18 protein-coding genes and 1 other RNA gene are annotated in these 21,082 nt (G+C 57.9%); 12 read left to right on the top strand and 7 right to left on the bottom strand.

Going from position 1 to position 21,082, the window contains the following annotated elements; genetic code table 11:
* Positions 1–382: 382 nt before the first annotated feature.
* The 7 genes from QRN85_RS14630 to QRN85_RS14600 all read right to left on the bottom strand — a co-directional run bounded on the left by QRN85_RS14630 (position 383) and on the right by QRN85_RS14600 (position 8,195).
* Positions 383–1,609 carry a lytic murein transglycosylase gene (locus tag QRN85_RS14630; RefSeq protein ID WP_284759032.1) on the bottom strand — a complete coding sequence of 409 codons (1,227 nt, stop codon included), beginning with the start codon at positions 1,607–1,609 and terminating at the stop codon, positions 383–385.
* 165 nt (positions 1,610–1,774) lie between these two features.
* The gene (locus QRN85_RS14625) at positions 1,775–2,566 is read right to left on the bottom strand and encodes a glycoside hydrolase family 25 protein (protein WP_062585309.1); all 792 of its coding nucleotides are present in this window, start codon (positions 2,564–2,566) and stop codon (positions 1,775–1,777) included.
* Positions 2,567–2,707: 141 nt separating this feature from the next.
* Positions 2,708–3,385: a class I SAM-dependent methyltransferase gene (locus QRN85_RS14620; RefSeq protein ID WP_284759029.1), complete on the bottom strand. Its 678-nt coding sequence runs from the start codon at positions 3,383–3,385 to the stop codon at positions 2,708–2,710.
* A complete protein-coding gene (locus QRN85_RS14615) occupies positions 3,382–4,632 on the bottom strand; it encodes a BtaA family protein (RefSeq protein WP_284759027.1) in 1,251 nt (416 codons plus the stop codon). The genes QRN85_RS14620 and QRN85_RS14615 overlap by 4 nt, the downstream gene beginning before the upstream one ends.
* A gap of 198 nt (positions 4,633–4,830) precedes the next feature.
* A complete protein-coding gene (locus QRN85_RS14610) occupies positions 4,831–5,946 on the bottom strand; it encodes a lytic transglycosylase domain-containing protein (RefSeq protein ID WP_284759026.1) in 1,116 nt (371 codons plus the stop codon).
* Positions 5,947–6,174: 228 nt separating this feature from the next.
* Positions 6,175–6,810, bottom strand: a complete 636-nt coding sequence (locus tag QRN85_RS14605) for a LysE family translocator (protein ID WP_113099383.1) — start codon at positions 6,808–6,810, stop codon at positions 6,175–6,177.
* Between the two features lie 173 nt (positions 6,811–6,983).
* Entirely contained in the window at positions 6,984–8,195 is a 1,212-nt protein-coding gene (locus QRN85_RS14600; RefSeq protein ID WP_113093811.1) for a pyrophosphate--fructose-6-phosphate 1-phosphotransferase, read from the bottom strand.
* A 320-nt stretch (positions 8,196–8,515) separates the two neighbouring features.
* On the opposite strand from QRN85_RS14600, the gene QRN85_RS14595 reads away from it, so the two are divergent.
* The 12 genes from QRN85_RS14595 (at position 8,516) to QRN85_RS14540 (ending at position 21,020) form a co-directional block, all read left to right on the top strand.
* Positions 8,516–9,256, top strand: a complete 741-nt coding sequence (locus QRN85_RS14595) for a J domain-containing protein (protein ID WP_062585668.1) — start codon at positions 8,516–8,518, stop codon at positions 9,254–9,256.
* On the top strand, positions 9,253–10,020 hold the full coding sequence (locus tag QRN85_RS14590; protein ID WP_062585316.1) for an N-acetylmuramoyl-L-alanine amidase: 768 nt from the start codon (positions 9,253–9,255) through the stop codon (positions 10,018–10,020). Before QRN85_RS14595 ends, QRN85_RS14590 begins: the two co-directional genes overlap by 4 nt.
* Positions 10,021–10,265: 245 nt before the next feature.
* On the top strand, positions 10,266–10,802 hold the full coding sequence (locus QRN85_RS14585) for a lytic transglycosylase domain-containing protein (protein ID WP_062585317.1): 537 nt from the start codon (positions 10,266–10,268) through the stop codon (positions 10,800–10,802).
* A gap of 159 nt (positions 10,803–10,961) precedes the next feature.
* The gene (locus QRN85_RS14580; protein ID WP_284759021.1) at positions 10,962–12,149 is read left to right on the top strand and encodes an FAD-dependent oxidoreductase; all 1,188 of its coding nucleotides are present in this window, start codon (positions 10,962–10,964) and stop codon (positions 12,147–12,149) included.
* Between the two features lie 96 nt (positions 12,150–12,245).
* Entirely contained in the window at positions 12,246–13,442 is a 1,197-nt protein-coding gene (locus tag QRN85_RS14575; RefSeq protein WP_284759019.1) for an NAD(P)/FAD-dependent oxidoreductase, read from the top strand.
* 56 nt (positions 13,443–13,498) lie between these two features.
* An RNA gene (gene rnpB / locus QRN85_RS14570) (RNase P RNA component class A) lies at positions 13,499–13,900 on the top strand.
* Between the two features lie 395 nt (positions 13,901–14,295).
* Positions 14,296–14,736 carry a division/cell wall cluster transcriptional repressor MraZ gene (gene mraZ / locus QRN85_RS14565; protein WP_062585324.1) on the top strand — a complete coding sequence of 147 codons (441 nt, stop codon included), beginning with the start codon at positions 14,296–14,298 and terminating at the stop codon, positions 14,734–14,736.
* Positions 14,737–14,750: 14 nt separating this feature from the next.
* Positions 14,751–15,776, top strand: coding sequence for a 16S rRNA (cytosine(1402)-N(4))-methyltransferase RsmH (rsmH, locus tag QRN85_RS14560; protein WP_062585327.1), 1,026 nt, complete (start codon positions 14,751–14,753; stop codon positions 15,774–15,776).
* A gap of 1 nt (position 15,777) precedes the next feature.
* Positions 15,778–16,332, top strand: coding sequence for a cell division protein FtsL (ftsL, locus tag QRN85_RS14555; protein ID WP_284759016.1), 555 nt, complete (start codon positions 15,778–15,780; stop codon positions 16,330–16,332).
* Positions 16,332–18,071: a peptidoglycan D,D-transpeptidase FtsI family protein gene (locus QRN85_RS14550; protein ID WP_062585331.1), complete on the top strand. Its 1,740-nt coding sequence runs from the start codon at positions 16,332–16,334 to the stop codon at positions 18,069–18,071. Before ftsL ends, QRN85_RS14550 begins: the two co-directional genes overlap by 1 nt.
* Before the next feature lie 58 nt (positions 18,072–18,129).
* Complete coding sequence (locus QRN85_RS14545) at positions 18,130–19,590, top strand: UDP-N-acetylmuramoyl-L-alanyl-D-glutamate--2,6-diaminopimelate ligase (RefSeq protein ID WP_284759014.1); 1,461 nt, start codon at positions 18,130–18,132, stop codon at positions 19,588–19,590.
* Positions 19,587–21,020, top strand: coding sequence for a UDP-N-acetylmuramoylalanyl-D-glutamyl-2,6-diaminopimelate--D-alanyl-D-alanine ligase (locus QRN85_RS14540; protein WP_112962632.1), 1,434 nt, complete (start codon positions 19,587–19,589; stop codon positions 21,018–21,020). The genes QRN85_RS14545 and QRN85_RS14540 overlap by 4 nt, the downstream gene beginning before the upstream one ends.
* Positions 21,021–21,082: the final 62 nt, after the last annotated feature.

The following is a 21,082-nucleotide window of genomic DNA, read 5'->3' as shown; positions in this document are numbered from 1 at the left end:
CCTGCGCTTTTTTAATGGCTTATGAAGATCAACTCGTTTGGATGTCCGCGATACCCAATGCGCGTCAGATGAAAAGCATCACTCCGACGAACGCAAACGCCACACCCACTGCCAAGGCATTAAGAGAATTTGTAAGTCCCATGCTCTGCCTCCATTCGTTGACAGTAATCATTATGACCGTTTTGTGTCTCATGAAAAGCGAATTTTATATTGCGCTGCAAACGAAAAGGGCAATGATTTCCGATGGTTTGGCATCAAGGCTTTGAAAAACAACTTATATTACACTTTGAAACGCTCGGTGCAAAACGTAAAAAAAAGTAAACGGCCGTGGTTAATGCCACGGCCGTTCTGTCATTTTGATGCAAAGCTGTGATTGCGAGTCTTACAGGGCGTCCAGCAGCTCTCGTGTTGGCCAGCCATCTGCTGGCAGGCCAAGGCGCTGCTGTTCTCGCTGAACGGCAATGCGTGTGCCTGAGCCGAGGATGCCGTCGATCTTGCCGACATCATGCGTCTTGGCATCGAGCTTGGCCTGAAGCTCCTTCATCGCCGCATCATCGAGGCCCGGATCGGGGTTGCCCTTGTTGTAGACCGGAGCGCCCATGAAGCGTGTGGCGAAATAGGCAGCGGACGTCGTGTAGATGAAGGACTGGTTCCATTCCAGATAGATATTGAAGTTGGGGTAGGTGATGAAGGTTGGGCCCTTGCGGCCTTGCGGCATGATGAGGGCTGCGGGCAGGGTGGCAAAGTTCTTGTTGCCGTCACGTGGGGCAACGCCAAGGTTGAACCAGTCACCAGCTGTCATCGTGCCGCCAAGGCCCGACTTTTCCCAAGGCAGATTTTCAGGAACGGTGACTTCCTGAATCCAGGGCTCGCCCTTTTTGAAGCCGAGATGCTGGATGAACTTGGCTGCCGTGAGGATAGCGTCCGGTGCGCTGGACTTGACGTTGATGTGGCCATCACCATCACCATCAACGCCGAAAGCGATGATATCCTTCGGCAGCATCTGCACCTGGCCGATTTCGCCAGCCCAGGCGCCGGTGTTGGTTGCAGGATCGAGATCGCCGTGCTGCACCATTTCCGTCAGCGCGATGAGCTGCGGACGAAACAGTTCCGGGCGGCGGCAATCATGTGCAAGCGTCACAAGCGCGTTGCGGGTGTTGAAATCACCCTGAACGGCGCCGAAATCCGTCTCCATCGCCCAGAAGGCAGCGATCACGCCCGCGGGTACACCAAACTCGTCTTCCGCGCGCTTGAAGGCGGCAGAATATTCCTGCAGCTTCTTGCGGCCCAGATCGAGGCGGCCCTGGCTGACTGTGCGCTGGGAAAATTCCAGGAAAGTCTGGCGGAAGACGCCCTGCGCGCGGTCGCGGGAGAGAACCTTCTGGTCGATCTGCGCGCCGGAGAGCGCTTTGTCCACGGCGTCGGCAGAGATACCCTTGCCGACAGCTTCAGTTTTTACGCCTTCGAGGAAGCTTGCAAGGTCACCACCGCAGGCAACCTGCTTCGGCTCATCCGGTGAAGGCATGGGCGTTACGGCCAATGCGGATCCGCAAGACAAAGTGAAAAGGGTGGCAGCGAGTGCGAAGCTGCGTGTCGAGAAGCTGAGCATCAGAATTCCTCAAATGAACGGATGACCCTGCGTTCCGCAAGCTTTGTGGCGGAAGCGTGGGCAGACGTGGGAAAAGCGTAACCAGTCCGTTTGTTTCCAAAGGCGAGCGATTATTTCGCAGCACATCTGCCGGATTTCAAGGAAAAATCAAGCCCTGAACGAGCCTCAGCCTTTCGGCGAGCCGGCCGATGCAACCCAGCTGCGCCAGTTCTTTTCCGTGCCAGCAAAAACGTTGATATCCGTCGGCGTGCCGATGCCGGGAACGACGCCGGTGCCGGTGTACTGCCAGAACGCCCACTGACGATCGCTATAGATCTGCGCCGGGTGAGCGGCGACGGATCGAACCCAGAAATTGTAACTCTTGAACTGACCGACCAGATTGTCACGGTGGAAATCGACGCTGGTGTAGATGATCGGTCGCTTGCCATAATGCGTTTCGATGCGGCTGAGGAAACGCTGGATTTCCGCACGCACGACATCCGGCGCGGGGCGTGTCTTGCAGGTGGGGGAGGCAGGGTTCCATTCCACATCCAGCACCGGCGGCAACTTCATCGATTCCTTCGGGACATTACGAATGAACCAGTCGGCCTGGGCATCTGCCGGTGCGCAGAAATAGTAGAAATGGTAGGGCGCGTGCGGCACGCCCGCCGCCGCTGCCTGCCGCCAATATTCATCGAAGCGCGAATCGACGCGATCCGTTCCTTCCGTTGCCTTGATGAAGGCAAAGGACACACCGGATTTGCGAACAGTCGGCCAGTCGATATCGCCATTCCACTTGGACACGTCGATGCCATGAACGTCGTGCTTGTGGGGAGAGCGCGTGCCGAAATCCTGCGGGTCGTTGTCCTTGAAGCGAGGCTTGGCGACGGATGCGGTTTCAAGAAAATCGTAGCTGGTGGATGTGCAGCCGCTCAACAACAGAACGGTCGAAAAGAGTGCCGGAAGTAGCCGCTGCATGTTGATCCCAGTGAAATGAATGACGTCCCCGCTCCAGACATGACGAAGCGGCGTAATCTCCTGTTTACCATAACAGGGTAAACAAGCCGTTATGGCAATAGGCCTACGGAAATTCATTGCTGCAGCGGCTGAACGTCTGCTCTAGACTTTCGGCAGGGTCAGAACCGCCCGCCAGGCATAGCCTCGGGCGATCGGCTGAAATTCCAGTGAGGCATTATAGCTGCCAGCCAGGGCCTGTAGCACATACTTCATGTTGGCGCGCGGCGTGACGTGAAACTTCGCCAGCCATGCCTGTAGCATGGTGCGGAACCAGCGAGGCAGCTCTTCCTGTTGGCCGAAATCAACGATGTGCAACGAGCCGCCCGGCGCCAGCGAGAGGATGGCGCGTTCCACTGCCTTTTCCCACTCCGGTATCATCGATAGGGCATAGGAAATCATGACCCTGTCGAAGCCTTCGGCGCGGCCAAATTCGCTAAGGCGAAAAGTTGTTGCGTCGGACACGCGCAGAACGGGCCGCTCGCGATGGCCTGCGAAGTTTTCGGCTGCTGTGGTCAGCATCTCGGATGAAATGTCGAGGCCGTAGAGCTTGGCGGTTGGAAAGAGCCTTGAGGCGCGCAGAAGATTGCGTCCCGTGCCGCAGCCCACTTCCAGCAGGCTGCCGCCTGTCGGTACATCGAGCCTGTCGATGGTCGTGTCACGTCCCAGCAGGTAATATTTGCGCGTGATGTCGTAGATATGCCGCTGGTGGCGGTACATGCGGTCCATCAGGTTCGCGTGGCCGGTATCGCCCAGGCCGATATTCTCGCCAATGCTCTTCATGCCTGTGCCCTCTGGTAAATATGGAAGCCGCCATAGATCGCAGAGCGATCGCGGGCATTCAGCTCTTGCGACCGTTCCGCCAGATAGCACCACTGGGCGCGGATGTCGGGCGAAAGACGGCCTTCGATCACGCTCTTTTCTGCGGCTGTGCGGAAAATCACGCGTGCGTCGGGAGCTGCTGTACGGCTGATCTGCGACCAGAGTTCATTGATCTGCGTATCGCTCATCCAGTCCTGCGCATCGAGCAGGACATAGCGATCAACGCTCGATGCGGGCTTGGCAGCCAGAAGTTCCGTGAAGGTGGCGTGATGCACGTGGACCCGCGAGGCATTGTCGCGAATGGCCTGGTAGTAATCATTGCGCAGGTAGTCGGGCAGATTGCCTTCCTGAGCCTGCGGGTAGCGACGCGCAAAAGCCTGCCATGCGAAGTAATTATCCTTGAGCGGAAAGTCGCAGGCGAGTTTTTCAAGGCGTTGGCGCAGCACCGGCGCGATGGTGTTGCCATCCGAAAGGCTGGCGAGTTCATCATATTGCCGGGGAGGGATGCCAAGACCGAAAAGCGAGCTCTTGCGCTTCGTAAGCCAGCGAATCATTGGCTTGTCGAACAGCGGCGCAACCTTCTGGTCGAAAAACTGGCGCTGCTCGTCCAGCGAACGCGTCTTGGCCATCTCCTGAAGCTTGACGCCGTGCAGGCGGGCCAGAACATGGCCAGCGCCGATGAAGCGGCCCAGAAGCCCTGTGCGGTAAATATTGCGATTGAACACGGAGATGCGGCGACGTCCGGTCAACGTGCGCTTTGACCAGTAGGCACGCGTCTGCGGATCGAGGTGCGGTGCGATGAAGCGGTCATAGCCATCGCTGTTGGAGCGTACATTGGCCACACCGAACTGCCGGACAACATCGCGATGATTTGGCAGGTGACGGAAGGCGGCGAGTTTCAGCTTGTTGAGGGCGATGTGGTGCGGGTTGAGGTCCACAACGTCAATCCGCGCCGGATTGCGGGAAAGGTAGGTCAGAACATTGCAGCCACCAGAGCCGATGGTGACGATGCTGTGCCCGTCCCGCAGTTCCATCGCCTGCATGTCGACATCCGGATCTTCCCAGATTTGCGGATAGACCAGACCCGAAAACAAAACGCCGAACAGACGCTCGGACATGCCGCTTGTGGACAGGGCCTTGTGCTGAAGCAACGCGTTCTTGAGTTTAAGGTTTTTACTGAAACCGGTTTTCGGCGCGACACCCGTCATATGATTCCACCTCTCGTTCGGTTGAGAGGCGTTTACCGGCATGACGCAACAGTTTGATGACGGGTTAACGGTGGCTTCATCTTGCCGTCATAACGGCTCCGGCTGGGACCAGGAAGGCACACGTCTGAGCACGATCAAGGCTCTGATCGCGCCAGAATTAAACCAGAACCGGGGTGGTGAAACGAGTTGGAGTACCGCTTACTTGCGAAGGACGTGCAGCATTCCACGGCGCTTTGCGTCGTAGTAGTAGCCACGCGCATAAAGGCGAACCGCATTGTCACGGTTGTTGTCCGCCACCAGCCAGGCGCCGCGCAGATACTTCACCGCATATTTCAGATTGGTTTCGGCATCGAAAAGGCCGGATGCGGGGCCGTCGAAGCCCATGGAGCGGGCGGTTGCATGTTTGATCTGCATCAGGCCGAAGTGACCGCCATTGAATGCGCCGGGATTGTAGCGGCTTTCGCGCTGCACGACACGGTGTACCAGATCTTCCGGCACATCATACATCGTCGCATATTTGGTAATCAGTCCGCTCAGCTTCTGACGGCCAGCCATGACCGAACCATCGGTGGTGATGCCTTCGCGGGTGCTGATCGCAGCAAGGGCTGCGTTTTGCGGAGCCGATGCATAGGCAAGCATGGCGCCCTGCGGTTTTGGAACCGGGATTACGCTTTGCTGCTTCATCATTTCTTCGGTCAGCGGAATGGGTGCTGCCGAAGGGGTGCCCGGTGCGCTAGGCGCTGGCGGGAACCCGCCCTTTAACGCAACGACCTGCGGAAGTGCTGCCGCAGAGGTGTTTGTCTGGTGGGCCACAGCGGCGACTGCCGGTGCTGTGGCGGCTGGCGCTGCAAGCGCAACCTGCTGAGCGGGCGCCTGTGGCTGTATCTGTGCGTCAATGGCGGCAGCAGCTGCTGCGGCCGCAATTTCGGAAGCGGGCGGAAGGGCTACACGTCCACCCTTCACGGCAACTGCCGAAGCCATGGTCGGGCCAGCAACCTGTGCTGCTGTAGCGGTCGATGCCACGGTCGCGCCTGCCGGTGAGACGGTTGCGCCAGCAGGGGCGGCGGCTGTGCCAGCTTGCGTTGCTGCGATTTGGGCGGCTGTGGCTTCACCGGAGTTCGCTGTTGCAGGGGTCTGTGTTGGCGTGGCGGCCACGTCGGGAGATGGCTGGGTCGTGGCAGCGAGTTTCGGCTGTTGAATATCGGCTTTTGATGCGACTTCGACGCTTGTGCACCCCGCCAAGCTCATTGCAAGGCCCATGGTTGATGACACAAGTAGAGCCGATGTTCGGCGAGAACTGCCAGGAAATTTCATGCTGCCGCCCTTGAGTGCGCCTGTCGCTCGTTACCCCCGTTTCAAGCGAAGCAGGCAGTCCCTATCCGGCGATCATTAACCTATCGTAAGGATTCCGGCAAGCGGCGACTTGTTGCTGCCGCACGTCGGCAGACGTTAGGAGCCGACCTAGCTCGTCTCATGCTTTTAGAAACAACGAGATAGGATGGTAAATTTGACATTCACCGCGATAGCAGAAGCTGTGGGTTTTCAGGCGGCGATCCGTCTGTATCCGGCGGTAACCGCACGGCCAGCAATGAAGTGCGTTCTCTTTGGATTGCGCTGCTTTTTGCTGATGGACATGCGCCGTACGGACGACAGCGTCACCTGAGCGAAGACAGCTTGAGCGGTGAGGCTTGCAAAAGCGATCAGCAGCACGACAGCCTGCATCTGCGATACCATTTCAACGACGTCACGCGAGCCGTTCACAAACTGTATGAGGAAGGCAACGAAAAAGCCGAAATAGCGCAGTCGAAGGGATGCGACACTGAAGCAATCGGAAAATGTGCTGCCGAAATTCTTGCCGCGGAGATTGTCGTTGTCGGCATTGGCCTCGCGGGCCGCAGGAGTAGCAATCGTCCACAGACTGAAAAGCATCAGCCATCCCGTGCCTGCCCATTGGGCAATATACAGAACGGCAGAGGGAAGAAACTCCGCGCCCGCCACGATGATGGATGCGGCGGTAACCGTTGTGACAATGCCTGATGTCGCGCCCATGACGGCAGCGACCAGAGCTTTCTTGCCACGGATGGAGGAATAGCTCGCAACTTTGAAGGAGATAGGCGAGGGCAGCGCGAAAAGTACGGCACAGGCTATGCAAAACACTAGCCAGACTTGTGCGGACATATGCGTTCCTCCTTGCCCTCCCGACTTCATTTTCTTTGAACTTACAGCATCGACCCAGAAACCGAAACGGATTTCTGGGTCTTGTGTTCATAACGTCGAGAGCGGTGTGTTTGCGCCACAGTCTGCAGGCTTAGCCCGATATTGCGGCACAAAGATGCGTAACCGTTTTAAGGTTACGCTGCCTTGTAGGGCTGGCCGATATGATCCATGACTTCGCCGAACCACTTGGCCGAGAGGTCGAAATGCTTTCCGCCCTTGATGCGCGGGAACTCGATGGTGCGCAGCTTGCCGCCTTGATCCTCGTCATGGCCGGTAACGCCGGATACCTTATTCAGTGCGCTTTCCACGGCCAGATCAACCATGCTCTGAATGAGTCGCAGATCCTCGCCATTGGCAGGTGCGGAGCGGGCATAATAACCGGACTTCTGCACCATGGTCCGCTCGGCACCGATAAGGCCGGCAAATTGCTTCTGGAACCAGCCGCCGACATTGATCGTGTCGATCTTGACGTGGCCGAATGCGTCGCGCTTGATCGTGTCGCCCGCAGCTTCCCGCTCGGCAACGATGGAATCAAGGCCTGCGCCTTCGGAAACGAAGAGTGTGACGAAACCGGTCTTGTCCATGATCTTCTTGAGGCGCTCGGCTTCTGCCTGGATGTCGAAGGCCATTTCAGGCAAATAAAGCCCGTCGATGCTCTTGAGCTGCTCACCCATCAGCAGACCCTCGACATATTCATTGCCCTTGGTCTTCTGGATGTAAGCGCGGGCGGTAGCGGCGGTCAGCCAGCCGCAATGGCGGCCCATGACCTCATGGATGACGAATGTCTTCGGCGCAGCGCTTTGCTCGTTGCTGACATTGTCGAAGAAGTTCGCACCGACCTCGGCTGCCGTCCAGGCGCCCAGAGACTGCTTGATCGGAACGACGTCATTGTCGACGGTCTTGGGAAGACCGACAACCGTCAGATCATAGCCATTTGCACCCAAATAGGCGGCAAGATCCGCTGCTGTCGTATTGGTGTCATCCCCACCGATAGTGTGAAGAATGGTGACGCCGTCCTTTGCCAGACGATCTGCTGCCACCTGAAGCGGGTTCTGGCCTTCCTTGACCAGGCCGCGCTTGGCGCAATCGGCTGCGTTGGTCAATTTCACGCGGCTGTTGCCGATTGGAGATCCGCCATAACGATGCAGAAGGGGCGCTTTCTCACGCATGGCGGCGGTGATTTCAACGCTATCGCCCAAAAGCACGCCCTGATAGCCCGAGCGATAAGCCACGATGTCGATGTCAGGCGCAATGTCGCTGTAACGTTCGATCAATCCGCCCACGGCGGAAGAGAGGCAGGGCGCGAGACCGCCTGCGGTCAACATTGCGACTTTCTGTTTAGCCATCGTGGCTCTCCTTCGTGTTCATTCCAGATGTGGTGGTGGCAAATGGATGCGTGAGAGAATGTGGCATGTAAAGTGAATTTCTCAAGAAATTCGGGCATTTCGCGCCAATTTTCAAAGCGATTGAACGAGTTGGGCGATATAATCGTTTCAATCGCTCATGCGATCTTCCCGGCATTGCGAGCCTGTGGAAAACCGTTCTGAAAGGGCAGGCGGCAGCGGCTGTCGATGTGTGCAAATCTCATTCGAAGATGAATAAAAGTTAATGACATGCGACCTTTATGTATATTGCAATCAGCCAGCGGGCCCGTATGCTTGAGATCATGATGTACGATTTCGCCTGTTTGCAACTTTCATCGCTGTGGGAACGGCTGCTCGGCGCAATCGGCGACGCAGCAGGCAACGTGCTTGGACGCGTCATAGAAGCAGTGCGGACGGTGTTCGAGGGTGACCCGGAAACACGCCGTCAGGTATCGTTTTCCGTCGCAATCATCGCGCTTTCCGCAAAGATGGCCAAGGCCGATGGCATGGTCAATGATGCAGAGGTGAAGGCCTTCCGCCAGATATTCGATTTCCCGGAAGAGGAAGCACGTAACGTTGCGCGGCTTTATAACCTCGCGCGGCAGGATGTGGCTGGTTACGAGGCCTATGCGGAACGTCTTGCTGGCTTGTGCGGTTCTGGTGAAAAGAACTGCGAGATGCTGGAAAGCGTTATCGACGGTCTGTTCCATATCGCCAAGGCGGATGGCCTGATCCACGAGCGCGAAATGGCGTTTCTAGGCCGAATCGCTGAAATTTTCAGAATCACCGAAGATCACTTCGAAACGATCATGGCGCGCCATGTTCACACTGATGGTCGCGACCCTTACCGCGTTCTCGGTGTTTCGCCTTCCGATGACTTTTCCGACATTCGCAAGCGGTATCGCCTGCTCGTGGCGGAGCATCATCCTGACAAGCTTATTGCCCGCGGCGTTCCCATGGAATTGCACGCCGCCGCAAATGAGCGTATGGCGGCACTCAACGCCGCCTATGCGGCAATTGAGAAAGAACGCCGCGTCGCATGAGTGATTTTCCAGCGGATTATGCGGGCGCTTCCGTTGTGCCTTCGCCCAACCATGGCGAACGCGTGGACGTTGCAGCGCCTGACACGATCATCCTTCATTACACCGGCATGGGCAGCGCAGACGCTGCTCTGGAATGGTTGTGCAACCCGCAAAGTCAGGTTTCCAGCCATTATTTCGTTTTTGAAGACGGACGTGTGATCCAGCTCGTGCCAGAAAGCCGCCGTGCCTGGCACGCCGGCAAAAGCCTATGGGCTGGCGCAGAAGACATAAATTCCCGTTCCATCGGCATCGAGATCGCCAATGCAGGGCATCCCGCTGGGCTTCCTCCTTTTCCGGAGCCACAGATTTCGGCGGTCATTGAATTGTGTCGCGATTGCGGCGCACGGTGGTCGATTGCCCCCGAACGCGTGCTTGGCCACTCCGATATCGCACCCATTCGCAAGATCGATCCGGGCGAGCGGTTCCCTTGGGACACCCTGTCGCACAACGGTGTCGGGCACTGGGTTTCGCCCACGCCGGTCGGCGGTGGACGGTTCTTTCAGCGTGGAGACAGTGGGCAGCCGGTAGAGGCCTTGCAGTCGATGCTGTCTCTCTATGGCTACGGCATTGAAATAACGGGTATTTATTGTGAGAAAACGGAGGGTGCGGTGGCTGCCTTCCAGCGGCATTTCCGGCCCGCTCTGGTAGATGGTATCGCGGATGTTTCTACCATCGATACTTTGCACCGTCTGATTTCGAGCCTGCCGAAATTTCGGAGCGCTTGAACGCGTTTTTCAGAAAAACGTTCCCCTTGAAACAGGTTTCGCGATCGTTTTTTCTGCCTTGCCACAGTAAATCCTTATTGGGCCCCTTTATAAGCCTCACCAAACCGCGACGTGTTTCAGTTTGAGACAGAAGTCGCCAATATCAATGATGAGGACTTGAGACGGATCGTTCCAATGGACTATCCGAGTGGCTCTGCGTTGCAGATTGTGCCCGAAGTCTTCGTGTCCGGAGACACATAATACTGATGAGAAGAGTAATTGTTGCTGTTTCGGCTTGTCTTGCCATGCTCGCCGCGCAGAGTGGATTTGTTTTTGCCAAGGATGAAGTGAAAACCAAGACCGTCACCCTGGAAACCTACATTCGCAAGCCGGGCTATCCTATCCCCGAAAAGTCGCTTCCAACAAATCTCGAGAGTGATTATTCCAACCTTATCGTGAAATATGCCAAGCGTTACGGCGTTCCAACCAATCTGGCTCATGCGGTGATTTCGGTTGAAAGCCGGTTCAACCCCAAGGCCCGGGGAAGCGCGGGTGAAGTCGGTCTCATGCAGATCAAGCCTGCAACAGCGCGCATGATGGGCTACAAGGGCACGACCAAGGCGCTCTATGATCCTGAAACAAATATCCGCTGGGGAATGCAATATCTGGCAACCGCTCACCAATTGGGCGGCGGGCAGATCTGCAGCACGATTCTGCGCTATAATGCGGGCCATGGTGCCACGCGCATGAACCCTGTCTCCAAGCGCTATTGCGGCAAGGTCCAGGCTCTATTGCAGAGCTGATGATCGTCAAGGCAATCAGCTTTTTCCCTTCCGCCCCAACCTGGTTGAATGAAACCAGTGGACGGGCGCTGGCGTGAGGTTAAAAAGAGGGCTTCACAGCCTGGGGGCAGCGGGTAGCTTTCCCGTACGCCGCAGGCACGAACATCAGGGGCTGGCTGCATGGCGGACTTCAAATATATCGTCGTTGGTGCGGGCATGATGGGGGCTGCCGCAGCACGGCATCTCTCCGCGCAAACCGATGGTGTTGCCTTGATCGGCCCGGCAGAGCCGCATGATCGGAAGGCTCACCACGGTGTTTTCTCCAGCCACTACGATGAGGCCCGAATCACACGCGGCTTTGACGGGGACCCCGTCTGGGCAGAGCTGGCGAAACGATCCATCGCGCGTTACGGCGAGATCGAAGCCAGAAGCGGGGTCCGCTTCTATCACGAGGTGGGTTGCCTGTTTGTCGGAAACGGTAAAGGGCTGGGCGGTGATTACGTGGCGGGGGCCATGCGCGAGAAGGATCGCCTTGCGCTTGATATCGAGCTCTATGACAACGCCGCGCTGAAGCCCCGTTTTCCGATGTTTGCATTGCCGGATGATCATGACGGCTGGTTTGAGCCACGCAATGCTGGTTACGTCAATCCGCGCGCACTTGTGCGGGCGCAGGTCTCGCTTGCCGAAAGCCAGGGCGCGGCACTCATCCGCGAGACGGTGACGCGGGTTCATGACACGGCAGCGGGCGTTGAAGTCAAAACACATGAGGGCCGGTGCTATACGGGCGAAAAGGTCATCGTCGCGGCCGGTGGTTTTACCAATATGGCAGATCTTCTGCCCGCAAAGGTGGATATGGCCGCAACGGGAAGGACAATTGCCTTCTTTGAGCTGGACGAGCGCAAGCAGCAAGCGTTTTCGGCCATGCCTTCCACCATCGTGCTGGCGCAAAATGCCGATGATATCGTCTACATCCTGCCGCCGGTCCGATATCCGGATGGGAAGGTCTATCTGAAAATCGGCGGTGAGAGCGAGAAGGGCCGGTTGAACACGCTGGGTGAAGCGGTTTCCTGGTTTCACTCGGATGGTACCGGCAGCGAAGTGGATTTCCTCGTCCGTCGCGCAATCGACATCATGCCAGAGCTTTCGGGATGCCCGGTTACCTCAGGCTCCTGCGTCGCTTCCATCACCCGCACCGGTTACCCCTATGTGGGCTACACGCAGTCTTCCAACATCGCAGTGCTGACCGGGGGCAACTTCGTTTCAGCAAAATCTTCTGATGAAATCGGCCGATTGGGTGCGGTCCTGTTGCTGGACGGGCAACTGACGGAAGCTGATTTCGCCGCTCAAATGGCGCCGGTTTTCATCTGAGTGGGAGCTGGCCTGTGAAAATATCGCCAGCCCTCTGGCGGTGATTGAGCAAGTGGCTACAAATTGTTGTAACGGAAAAAGAAAAGTCGTTCGGTCATGGCAACGCAGTTCAAATATATCATTGTAGGAGCAGGCATGATGGGGGCATCTGCTGCCCGCCATCTGGCTGGGACGGGTGACAGCATTGCCGTCATCGGTCCGCGCGAGCCGGTCGATATTCCCAGCCATACCGGCGTTTTCGGCAGCCATTACGATGCTGCCCGCATCACGCGCACCATTGATGGCAACGCTGACTGGGCGCGTCTGGCCAACCGTTCGATTGCACGCTACGCCGAAATCGAACGCCAAAGCGACGTCAGATTCTATCACGAGGTTGGCTGCCTCATTGTCGGCAAGAAACGCGGCACGGGATCGGCCTACATCGAGAATGTGTGCGCTGCCGCCGAAGCGCTGGGCGTCGAAACGGAGATTCTGGATGATGCGGCGCTTGGTGCCCGCTTTCCCTATTTCGCGTTTGAGCCAGACTGCGAGGGCGTTTTCGAAGGGCGCAACGCCGGATACGTCAATCCACGGGAATTGGTGCGCGCGCAGCTCGTCGCAGCTGAGAGGCAGGGCGTTACGCGCATCGACGACATTGTCTTGAGCGTGCGGGAAGAGGGCGGCGTTGCCACCGTCATGACTGCGTCCGGCCACAGCTACACGGCAGAAAAAGTGCTTGTTGCCGCGGGCGGCTTTTCCATTGCACAGGGGCTTTTGCCGGAGGCGCTGCAGATGCAGGTCTTCGCTCGCACCGTTGCCTTTTTCGAAATTCCCGAGAGCGACCTCGACCACTATGCAGGTATGCCATCGCTGATCTACGAGCCGTCTGATCCCCGCAAGCATATTTATCTTCTGCCGCCGGTGCGATATCCGGATGGCAAGTTCTATCTGAAGATTGGCGGCGAGCCTGTTGATGTTGCGCTGGGTAGCGACCCGGAGATCCGCGCGTGGTTCCGCTCAGGTGGAAATGCCCAGGTGCGGGACAATTTCGCCGACATTATCCAGACGCTGATCCCATCGATCGACAGGACCAGGATTTCCATGGCTGCCTGCGTCACGTCCTATACGCCCAGCGGATTTCCGGCGATTGGTTACACGACTTCGCCCGGCATTGCGGTGCTGACGGGCGGATGTGGTGCTGCTGCAAAAAGCTGCGACGAGATCGGCAGGCTGGGTGCGCAGCTTCTCATCCACGGACAGCTTGTCGAGGATAGCTACGAGACCGATTTCGCGCCGCTTTTCTGCACGGAATAAGACGTTTGCGGATTTTCCGTTGGCATTCGCCGCTGAACCCGTCTAAGGAGCCCGTGCCAGTTGGCCGGGCAGCCGCGCTTTACCAATGTCGAAAGACGGTAGGGTGAGGAAAGTCCGGGCTCCACAAAAACACGGTGCCGGATAACGTCCGGCGGGGGCGACCCTAGGGAAAGTGCCGCAGAGAGTAGACCGCCACTTTTATAGTGGTAAGGGTGAAAGGGTGGGGTAAGAGCCCACCGCGCCGCTGGTAACAGGGGTGGCAAGGTAAACCCCACCGGGAGCAAGACCGAATAGGGATAACGCGGGATGCGCGCAAGCGTATCTACAGCCGGTTTTTGGGCGAGTTATCCGGGTGGGTTGCGAGAGGCGGCGTGCAAATGCCGTCCCAGATGAATGGCTGCCACGTTCCGGGTCAAACCGGGGCCATACAGAACCCGGCTTACAGGCCAACTGGCAAATTCCTTTTTCTTTCCAAACGTAGATGCGGGTCGTTCGTCTCGCGTAAGCGTTTGTTTTTATTTATTTAATTAGATTTGATTGATGATTTTTAATTGCCTTGGCGCAAGTGCTTGAATGAACACGGTAAACCATTCGTTAAACTTAACGGGATATGAATATTCGATCCGAGGCCGGCATCGTGCGGGCTTCTCCCATTGACGCCCAAAGTGTCCCATGGTATCCCAAATGCACACCACAAAGGGTCGTGTTTTTGACCCGCAATCTCTGAAACGGAGAGGCCTGAAAAGGTCCGATGGGCATTATGTCCTGCCGGTCAGCGATATGTCGTGCGTAACGGTGTTGCCAGTTGGTGCCGGTTTTTGTTCGGCACCAGGCAGTTTTGGCGAGTTTGGCAATGGGTCGCTTTTTATCGAACGTGACGAACAGGATCGACGCCAAGGGGCGCGTTTCGGTTCCGTCCCTGTTTCGTTCGGTCCTGATGGAGCGCGGCATTCAGGAGCTTTACTGTCTCCAGGATTTCGCATTTCCAGCGATCAGCGTCGGCGGGCCGGACTTGCTGGAGCGATACGAGCGGCAGATCGCATCCATGGATGCTTTTTCGCCGGAAGCGAACGCAATGTCGCTGCTGGTTCACGGTGGCGGCGTTTTCATGAAGCTCGACGGGGAAGGGCGCTTGATGGTCACGGATTTTATCCGGGAGTTTACGGCCATCAGCACGGAAGTCACCTTTGTCGGTCGGGCGGATCATTTTCAGTTGTGGCAGCCGGAAGCGTTTCACGAGGCGCAGACGGCAGCAAGAACGGGGCGCGGTTTTTCTGCTGTTCGCCCCGGATAGGACGGGGAAACGGAATGGCGGCGAATTCTGGCGGACGATCTTCTGATGCCGGTGGCGGACCGGTTCGCCACATTCCGGTTCTACTCCGTGAGGTCCTGACCGCGCTCGAGCCAGCGCCAGGCAAACTCATTCTCGATGGCACATTCGGCGCAGGCGGGTATACGCAAGCTATTCTCGACCAGGGTGCCGATGTCATAGCTTTGGACCGTGATCCCACTGCAATTGCAGGCGGGCAGGGCATGGTCGCCGCAAATGGCGGACGCCTTTCACTGATCCAGTCGAAGTTCTCAAATCTCGCCTCCCATGCGCCAGCGCAAGGGCTGGATGGAGTGGTACTGGATATCGGCGTTTCCTCCATGCAGATCGACGAGGCCGAGCGTGGCTTCTCCTTCCAGAAAAATGGGCCTTTGGACATGCGCATGTCGGCCTCTGGCGTTTCTGCGGCAGATGTCGTCAACCGCGCCAAGGTGTCGGACCTCATCCGCATTTTTGGATTTCTCGGCGAAGAAAAGCAGCCGGGCCGCATTGCCCGCGCCATTGAAAAGAAGCGCGCGGAAGAGCCGTTTCGCACCACGCGCGACCTAGCCGGGCTTATTGAAATCGTCACCCCGCGCAAAGCCAAGGATAAGATCCATCCGGCAACGCGGGTGTTCCAGGCGCTGCGTGTCTTCGTCAATGATGAGTTGGGAGAGCTGGCACAGGCGCTGTTTGCCGCCGAGCAGGCCTTGAAGCCCGGCGGTCGCCTCGTGGTGGTAACGTTCCACTCGTTGGAAGACCGCATCGTCAAGAAATATTTCGCCGACCGCTCAGACCGCGCCGCAGGCTCGCGCCACATGCCGATGGTTGCGGCTAAGTCGGCCATTTTCGATGCCCTCGGCAAGCCGATGATTGCAGCAAGTGAAGAGGAGGCGGAGGTCAATCCGCGCGCCCGTTCGGCCAAGCTGCGCGCCGGTATTCGTACACAAGCCCCGGCTCGCCCGGCGGATTTTTCCATTTTCGAACTGCCCGATCTTGCCAGCCTTGAAAAGATGGGAGGCTGATATGCTACGGACCTTTGATTTCATTCTCATGGGCGTGATGGTGGCGGCAGCGGTCGTTACCTATTCCATCAAGCATCAGGCCGACCTGAAGCTCGATTCCGTGCGCAAGCTCGAAGCCGAGATCAAGCTTGAGAAGGATACGATCGATCTTCTTCGTGCTGACTGGGCGCTGCTGACGCAGCCAAACCGTCTGCACCGGCTGGTCAATGCTTATCAGGGCGACCTTGCGCTTGCGCCAACACAGCCCACGCAGCTGTCGCAGCCCAGGGAACTGCCGATGCTGCGCTCGCAATTGCCGCAGCCTCCGGAGCCGCAGGGCATGAGCGTCGAGGATGTGATTGCCGCCGCGATGAGCGGCTCCAAGCCTGGCGCAACATTGGGCGGTGTAAAGCCGAAATCAGCGCCTGCGGGGCAAATTGCAGCGACGGGCGGTGTGCCCGTGCCGCAGCCGCGTGCGCGTGTCACACGTCAGCCAGTTCCCGCACCTGTTGTGCGTGCGCGGCCGGGTGACGAGTCTGGTGACATGGATGAAACGATAACTGGATCGGTGGACTGATGTCTTTTCTCTCCCGCGTCATGGTTCTGAAAAGCAGGGCTCATTTTTCCGCCAGCACCACCGGTTTTGCCGATCATGCTGCCTTTGAAGGTGCCCGCAAGCGCCGCGCCACGCAGGCAAAGACGCGTGTCGGTCTGCTGATCGTCGGTTTCGTTGCATTTTACGGTGTCGTCGGCGGACGTCTGGTGCAGTATGGCATGACGCAGCCGGAAACCGTGTCCAGCATCGCGCCTGCCGACCGGCTGATGGCGTCGCGTCCCGATCTCCTGGACCGTAACGGAGAAGTGCTGGCAACGGATATTCGCACCGTTTCACTGTTTGCCGAACCGCATCGCATTGTCGATGTCGATGAAGCCATCGAGAAACTGCGCACTGTTCTGCCCGACCTCGACACGCGCGGAACCTACCAGAAGCTCAAATCCGAATCCCGCTTCCAGTGGCTGCGCCGTCAGTTGACGCCCAAGCAGCAGAGCCAGATTTTGGCGCTCGGCATTCCCGGCATCGGCTTCAGGCCTGAGAAGCGCCGCTTCTATCCCGGCGGTCCGACCGCTGCCCACGTCGTTGGCCACGTTAACATCGACAACCGCGGTGTGGCTGGCATGGAACGGTATCTCGACAGCCAGGGTCTCGCAGACCTGACCGCGCTTGGCATGACATCCGATCAGCCGCTGGAACCGGTCAAGCTGTCCATTGACCTGCGGGTACAGGCCATCGTTCGCGAAGTCGTCGTGAACGCAATCCAGAAGTTCGAAGCTCTCGGCGCGGGCGCTGTGGTGATCAACGTCCACACCGGCGAAATTCTCGCCATGGTGTCCGCACCGGATTACGATCCCAACAATCCCGCCGAAGGCGCCAAGGAAGGCTGGCTGAACCGCATGTCGAACGGCACGTTCGAGATGGGCTCCACCTTCAAGTCCTTCACCATTGCCATGGGTTTGGATTCCGGAAAGGTTCGCATCGGCGATACTTTCGATGCGCGTTTTCCCATCCGCATCGGTGGCTTTACCATCAAGGATTTCCACGGCAAAGGACGCGTGCTCTCGGTGCCGGAAATCTTCCAGTATTCCTCCAACATTGGTACTGCAAAGATTGCCGATACGGTTGGCATCGAGGGACACAAGGAATTCCTTACGCGTCTCGGCCTGTTGACGAAGATGCAGACAGAACTGCCTGAAGTCGCTATGCCGACGCAGCCGCGTCAATGGAAGAAGATCAACTCGGTCACCATTTCCTTCGGTCACGGCGTTTCGACGACGCCGCTGCAAACAGCCATTGCAGGTGCTGCCCTCGTCAATGGCGGCAAACTTATTGAGCCGACATTCCTGCCCCGTTCGCAGGACCAGGCCGATCAGGTGGCCAAGCAGGTGCTGCAGCCCGGCGCCAGCAAGGACATGCGCTTCCTGTTCGAGTGGAATGGCGTCAACGGCTCCGGTCGCAACGCGCGCGTTGAAGGCTTCAATGTCGGTGGCAAGACCGGCACGGCCGACAAGGTTGTCAACGGTCGCTACGTTCACGACAAGAACTTCAACGCCTTCCTCTCCGCTTTCCCGATGGACAAGCCGGAATATGTCGTTCTGTCCTTCATCGATGAGCCGAAGACGGACAAGGGCAATGGCGCAGCACTTGCCGGTTCCTCTGCGGCACCGATGGTGCACGATATCATCACCCGTTCAGCGGCAATTCTTGGTGTAAAACCCAAATTCGGTAAGGACGGTTCGGCCTTGCTGGTGTCTTATTGATTGGTACAGCTTACGACGGACCGGCGAATCACGCCGGGGGGACAAGACGGACACATTCATGAATTTGCGAGATCTATCCGGGAGCGAGTTCCCGGAACTGAATGAAATGCTTCAGGCAGACGCCGGAGCTATCGAGGTAACCGGGATCACCGCTGACAGCCGCAAGGTCCAGCCCGGATCGATCTTCGCTGCCGTGGCCGGAAGCAAGGCGGATGGCAGCGCCTTTGTGCAGGACGCGGTCGCCAAGGGTGCGGTTGCCATCGTTTCAGGTCTCGAAATCGACGCCCAGGTGCCCGTGTTGGTCGTTTCCGATCCGCGGCGCTTCCTCTCTCTTGCTGCCGCCCGCTTTTACGGAAAACAGCCTGAAACCATGATCGCGGTTACGGGTACGGCGGGCAAGACCTCGGTCGCCTCATTCGTTCGCCAGATATGGGCCTTTGCAGGCCATGCCGCAGCCCAGATCGGCACGACGGGTGTGATTGCGCCCGGTCGCGAAGATTATGGCTCTCTGACCACCCCGGACCCTGTTTCCTTACACGCGCTTCTGGCAGAACTTGCCGCAGAAGGTGTGACCCATGCGGCGATGGAGGCATCCAGCCATGGGCTGGACCAGCGTCGTCTTGATGGCGTTAAGCTTGCCGCCGCCGGATTTACCAATCTCGGCCGCGACCACATGGATTACCATCCAACGGTCGAAGACTACATGGCAGCGAAAATGCGCCTGTTCGATACGCTCCTGCCAAAGGGTTCGCCGGTTGTCATCTTCGCGGATGATCCGTGGTCGGAACGCGCGATCAAGGTGGCGACAGATGCAGGCCACGATGTCCGCACGGTCGGTCGCAAGGGTGAATATCTCGCACTGAAGCGCGTCGAGCATTTTCGCCACAAGCAGATGATCGAGGTCCATCATGAGGGCCAGATCTATGAAGTCGATATGCCGCTTGCCGGAGATTTCCAGGTTGCCAATGCGTTGGTGGCGGCAGGGCTTGCGATGTCTACCGGTGTCTCGCCTTCGGTGGCAATGAAGGCACTGGAAAAGCTGATCGGTGCTGCGGGTCGTCTGGAGCTTGTCGGCCAGACCAAGAACGGTGCATTGGCTTATGTTGACTACGCCCACAAGCCTGACGCTTTGGAAAATGTTTTGAACTCCGTTCGTCCGTTCACCTCGGGCCGCATCATTACGGTGTTTGGCTGCGGGGGAGACCGCGACAAGGGTAAGCGCCCCATCATGGGCGAAGTGGCAACGCGGCTTTCAGACGTCGTGATCGTAACGGACGATAATCCGCGCTCCGAAGAGCCGCAGACCATCCGTTCCGAAATCATGGCGGCAGCACCGGGTGCGTTGGAGATTGCAGACCGGGCAGAGGCGATCAGTCACGCCGTATCGATGCTGGGGAATGGAGATACACTGATCGTTGCGGGCAAGGGGCATGAGGAAGGTCAGATAGTCGGCAATATTACGCTGCCGTTTTCAGACCATGAACAGGTGCGTACTGCGCTGGAAGGATTGAAGATTTGAGCTGGTTATGGACAGTACCGGATATGGTCGCCGTCATGGCGGGCCGTCCGGTTGGCAATCTGCCTCAAGGCATCACAGGCATTTCCATCGACAGCCGCACGGTGCAGCCGGGCGAAGCGTTTTTCGCCATCAAGGGCGACCGTGTGGATGGCCACGATTATGCGAGCTTTGCGGTCGCCAACGGGGCGGGCCTGCTTGTCGTGTCGGAGGCGAAGCTGCCAGCGCTCGGTCGGCTAACGGTGCCAATGATCGTGGTCGAAGACGTGCTTGCGGCCATGGTCAAGCTTGGACAGGCCGCGCGTGAGCGCACATCGGCCCGCATCATTGCCATCACCGGTTCTGTCGGCAAGACGACGACAAAGGAAATGCTGCGTCAGGTTCTGGCACCGTCAGGCAAGGTCCATGCAGCCGTTTCGTCCTTCAACAATCATTGGGGCGTTCCGCTCACCCTGGCGCGTATGCCTGCCGATACGGAATACGGGATTTTCGAAATCGGCATGAACCATTCCGGCGAGATCAGTCCGCTGGTAAAGCAGGTAAAGCCGCATCTTGCCATCATCACGACAATCGCGGCTGCGCATCTCGGCAACTTCAAAAGCCTGGAAGAGATTGCTGCGGCGAAGGCCGAAATTTTCGATGGTGTTCTGCCCGGCGGCGCTGTCATCCTCAACCGCGACAATGCGCAGTTCGAGCAGCTTGAACAGGCGGCCTATAATGCAGGCATCGAGCATGTTCTGACATTCGGTCAGCACGCCAAGGCAGAGTTCCGCCTGGCCGATTACGAAAGCACACCCAATGGTTCGACCATCTGGGCGATCATCAACGGTGAAACGAGCGAATTGCATATTGGTGCGGCTGGGCGGCACATCGCTGAAAACGCCATGGCGGCCCTTGGCACGGTGGCCGTGACTGGTGCCGATCTCGACAGGGCATTTGCTGCGCTTGGCACACTGGAAGCGGTCAAGGGCAGGGGTCAGCGCCATCGCCTTTCGGTTGGCGACGGGTCTTTCCTGCTTATCGATGAAAGCTACAATGCAAACCCGGCCTCCATGCGTGCGGCGATTGCGCTGCTCGCTGCGGCAGAAGTCCGTGGAAGCGGCCGTCGCGTCGCCGTGCTCGGCGATATGCTCGAGATGGGTGAATTTGCCGCCGAAGTGCACGAGGATCTTTCCGGGCCAATCCTGTCTGCGGGCATTGAGCATGTATGGCTTGCCGGTGAGTCGATGGCGGCACTTCGCGATGCGCTTCCCGAAAGCGTCCATGTTGCATGGTTTCCCACGACTGCCGAACTCAACGAATTTGTCCTGAAATGGGTCCAGCCGGGCGATGTGGTGATGATAAAATCGTCACTTGGTGTGGGTTTTGGCAAGATCGTTGCGGCGCTTCTTGACAAGTATCCGGCATTCCCCGAGACGGAACGCCAAATCTAAAGCATTTAACCAAACGCTAAGACAGCATGTTCTGTGCGTTGGTGGTGAAACGAAAACTTGGA

This window comes from Agrobacterium sp. fls2-241-TYG-188a (assembly GCF_030209845.1).
This window is presented reverse-complemented; position numbering and strand designations above follow the sequence as displayed.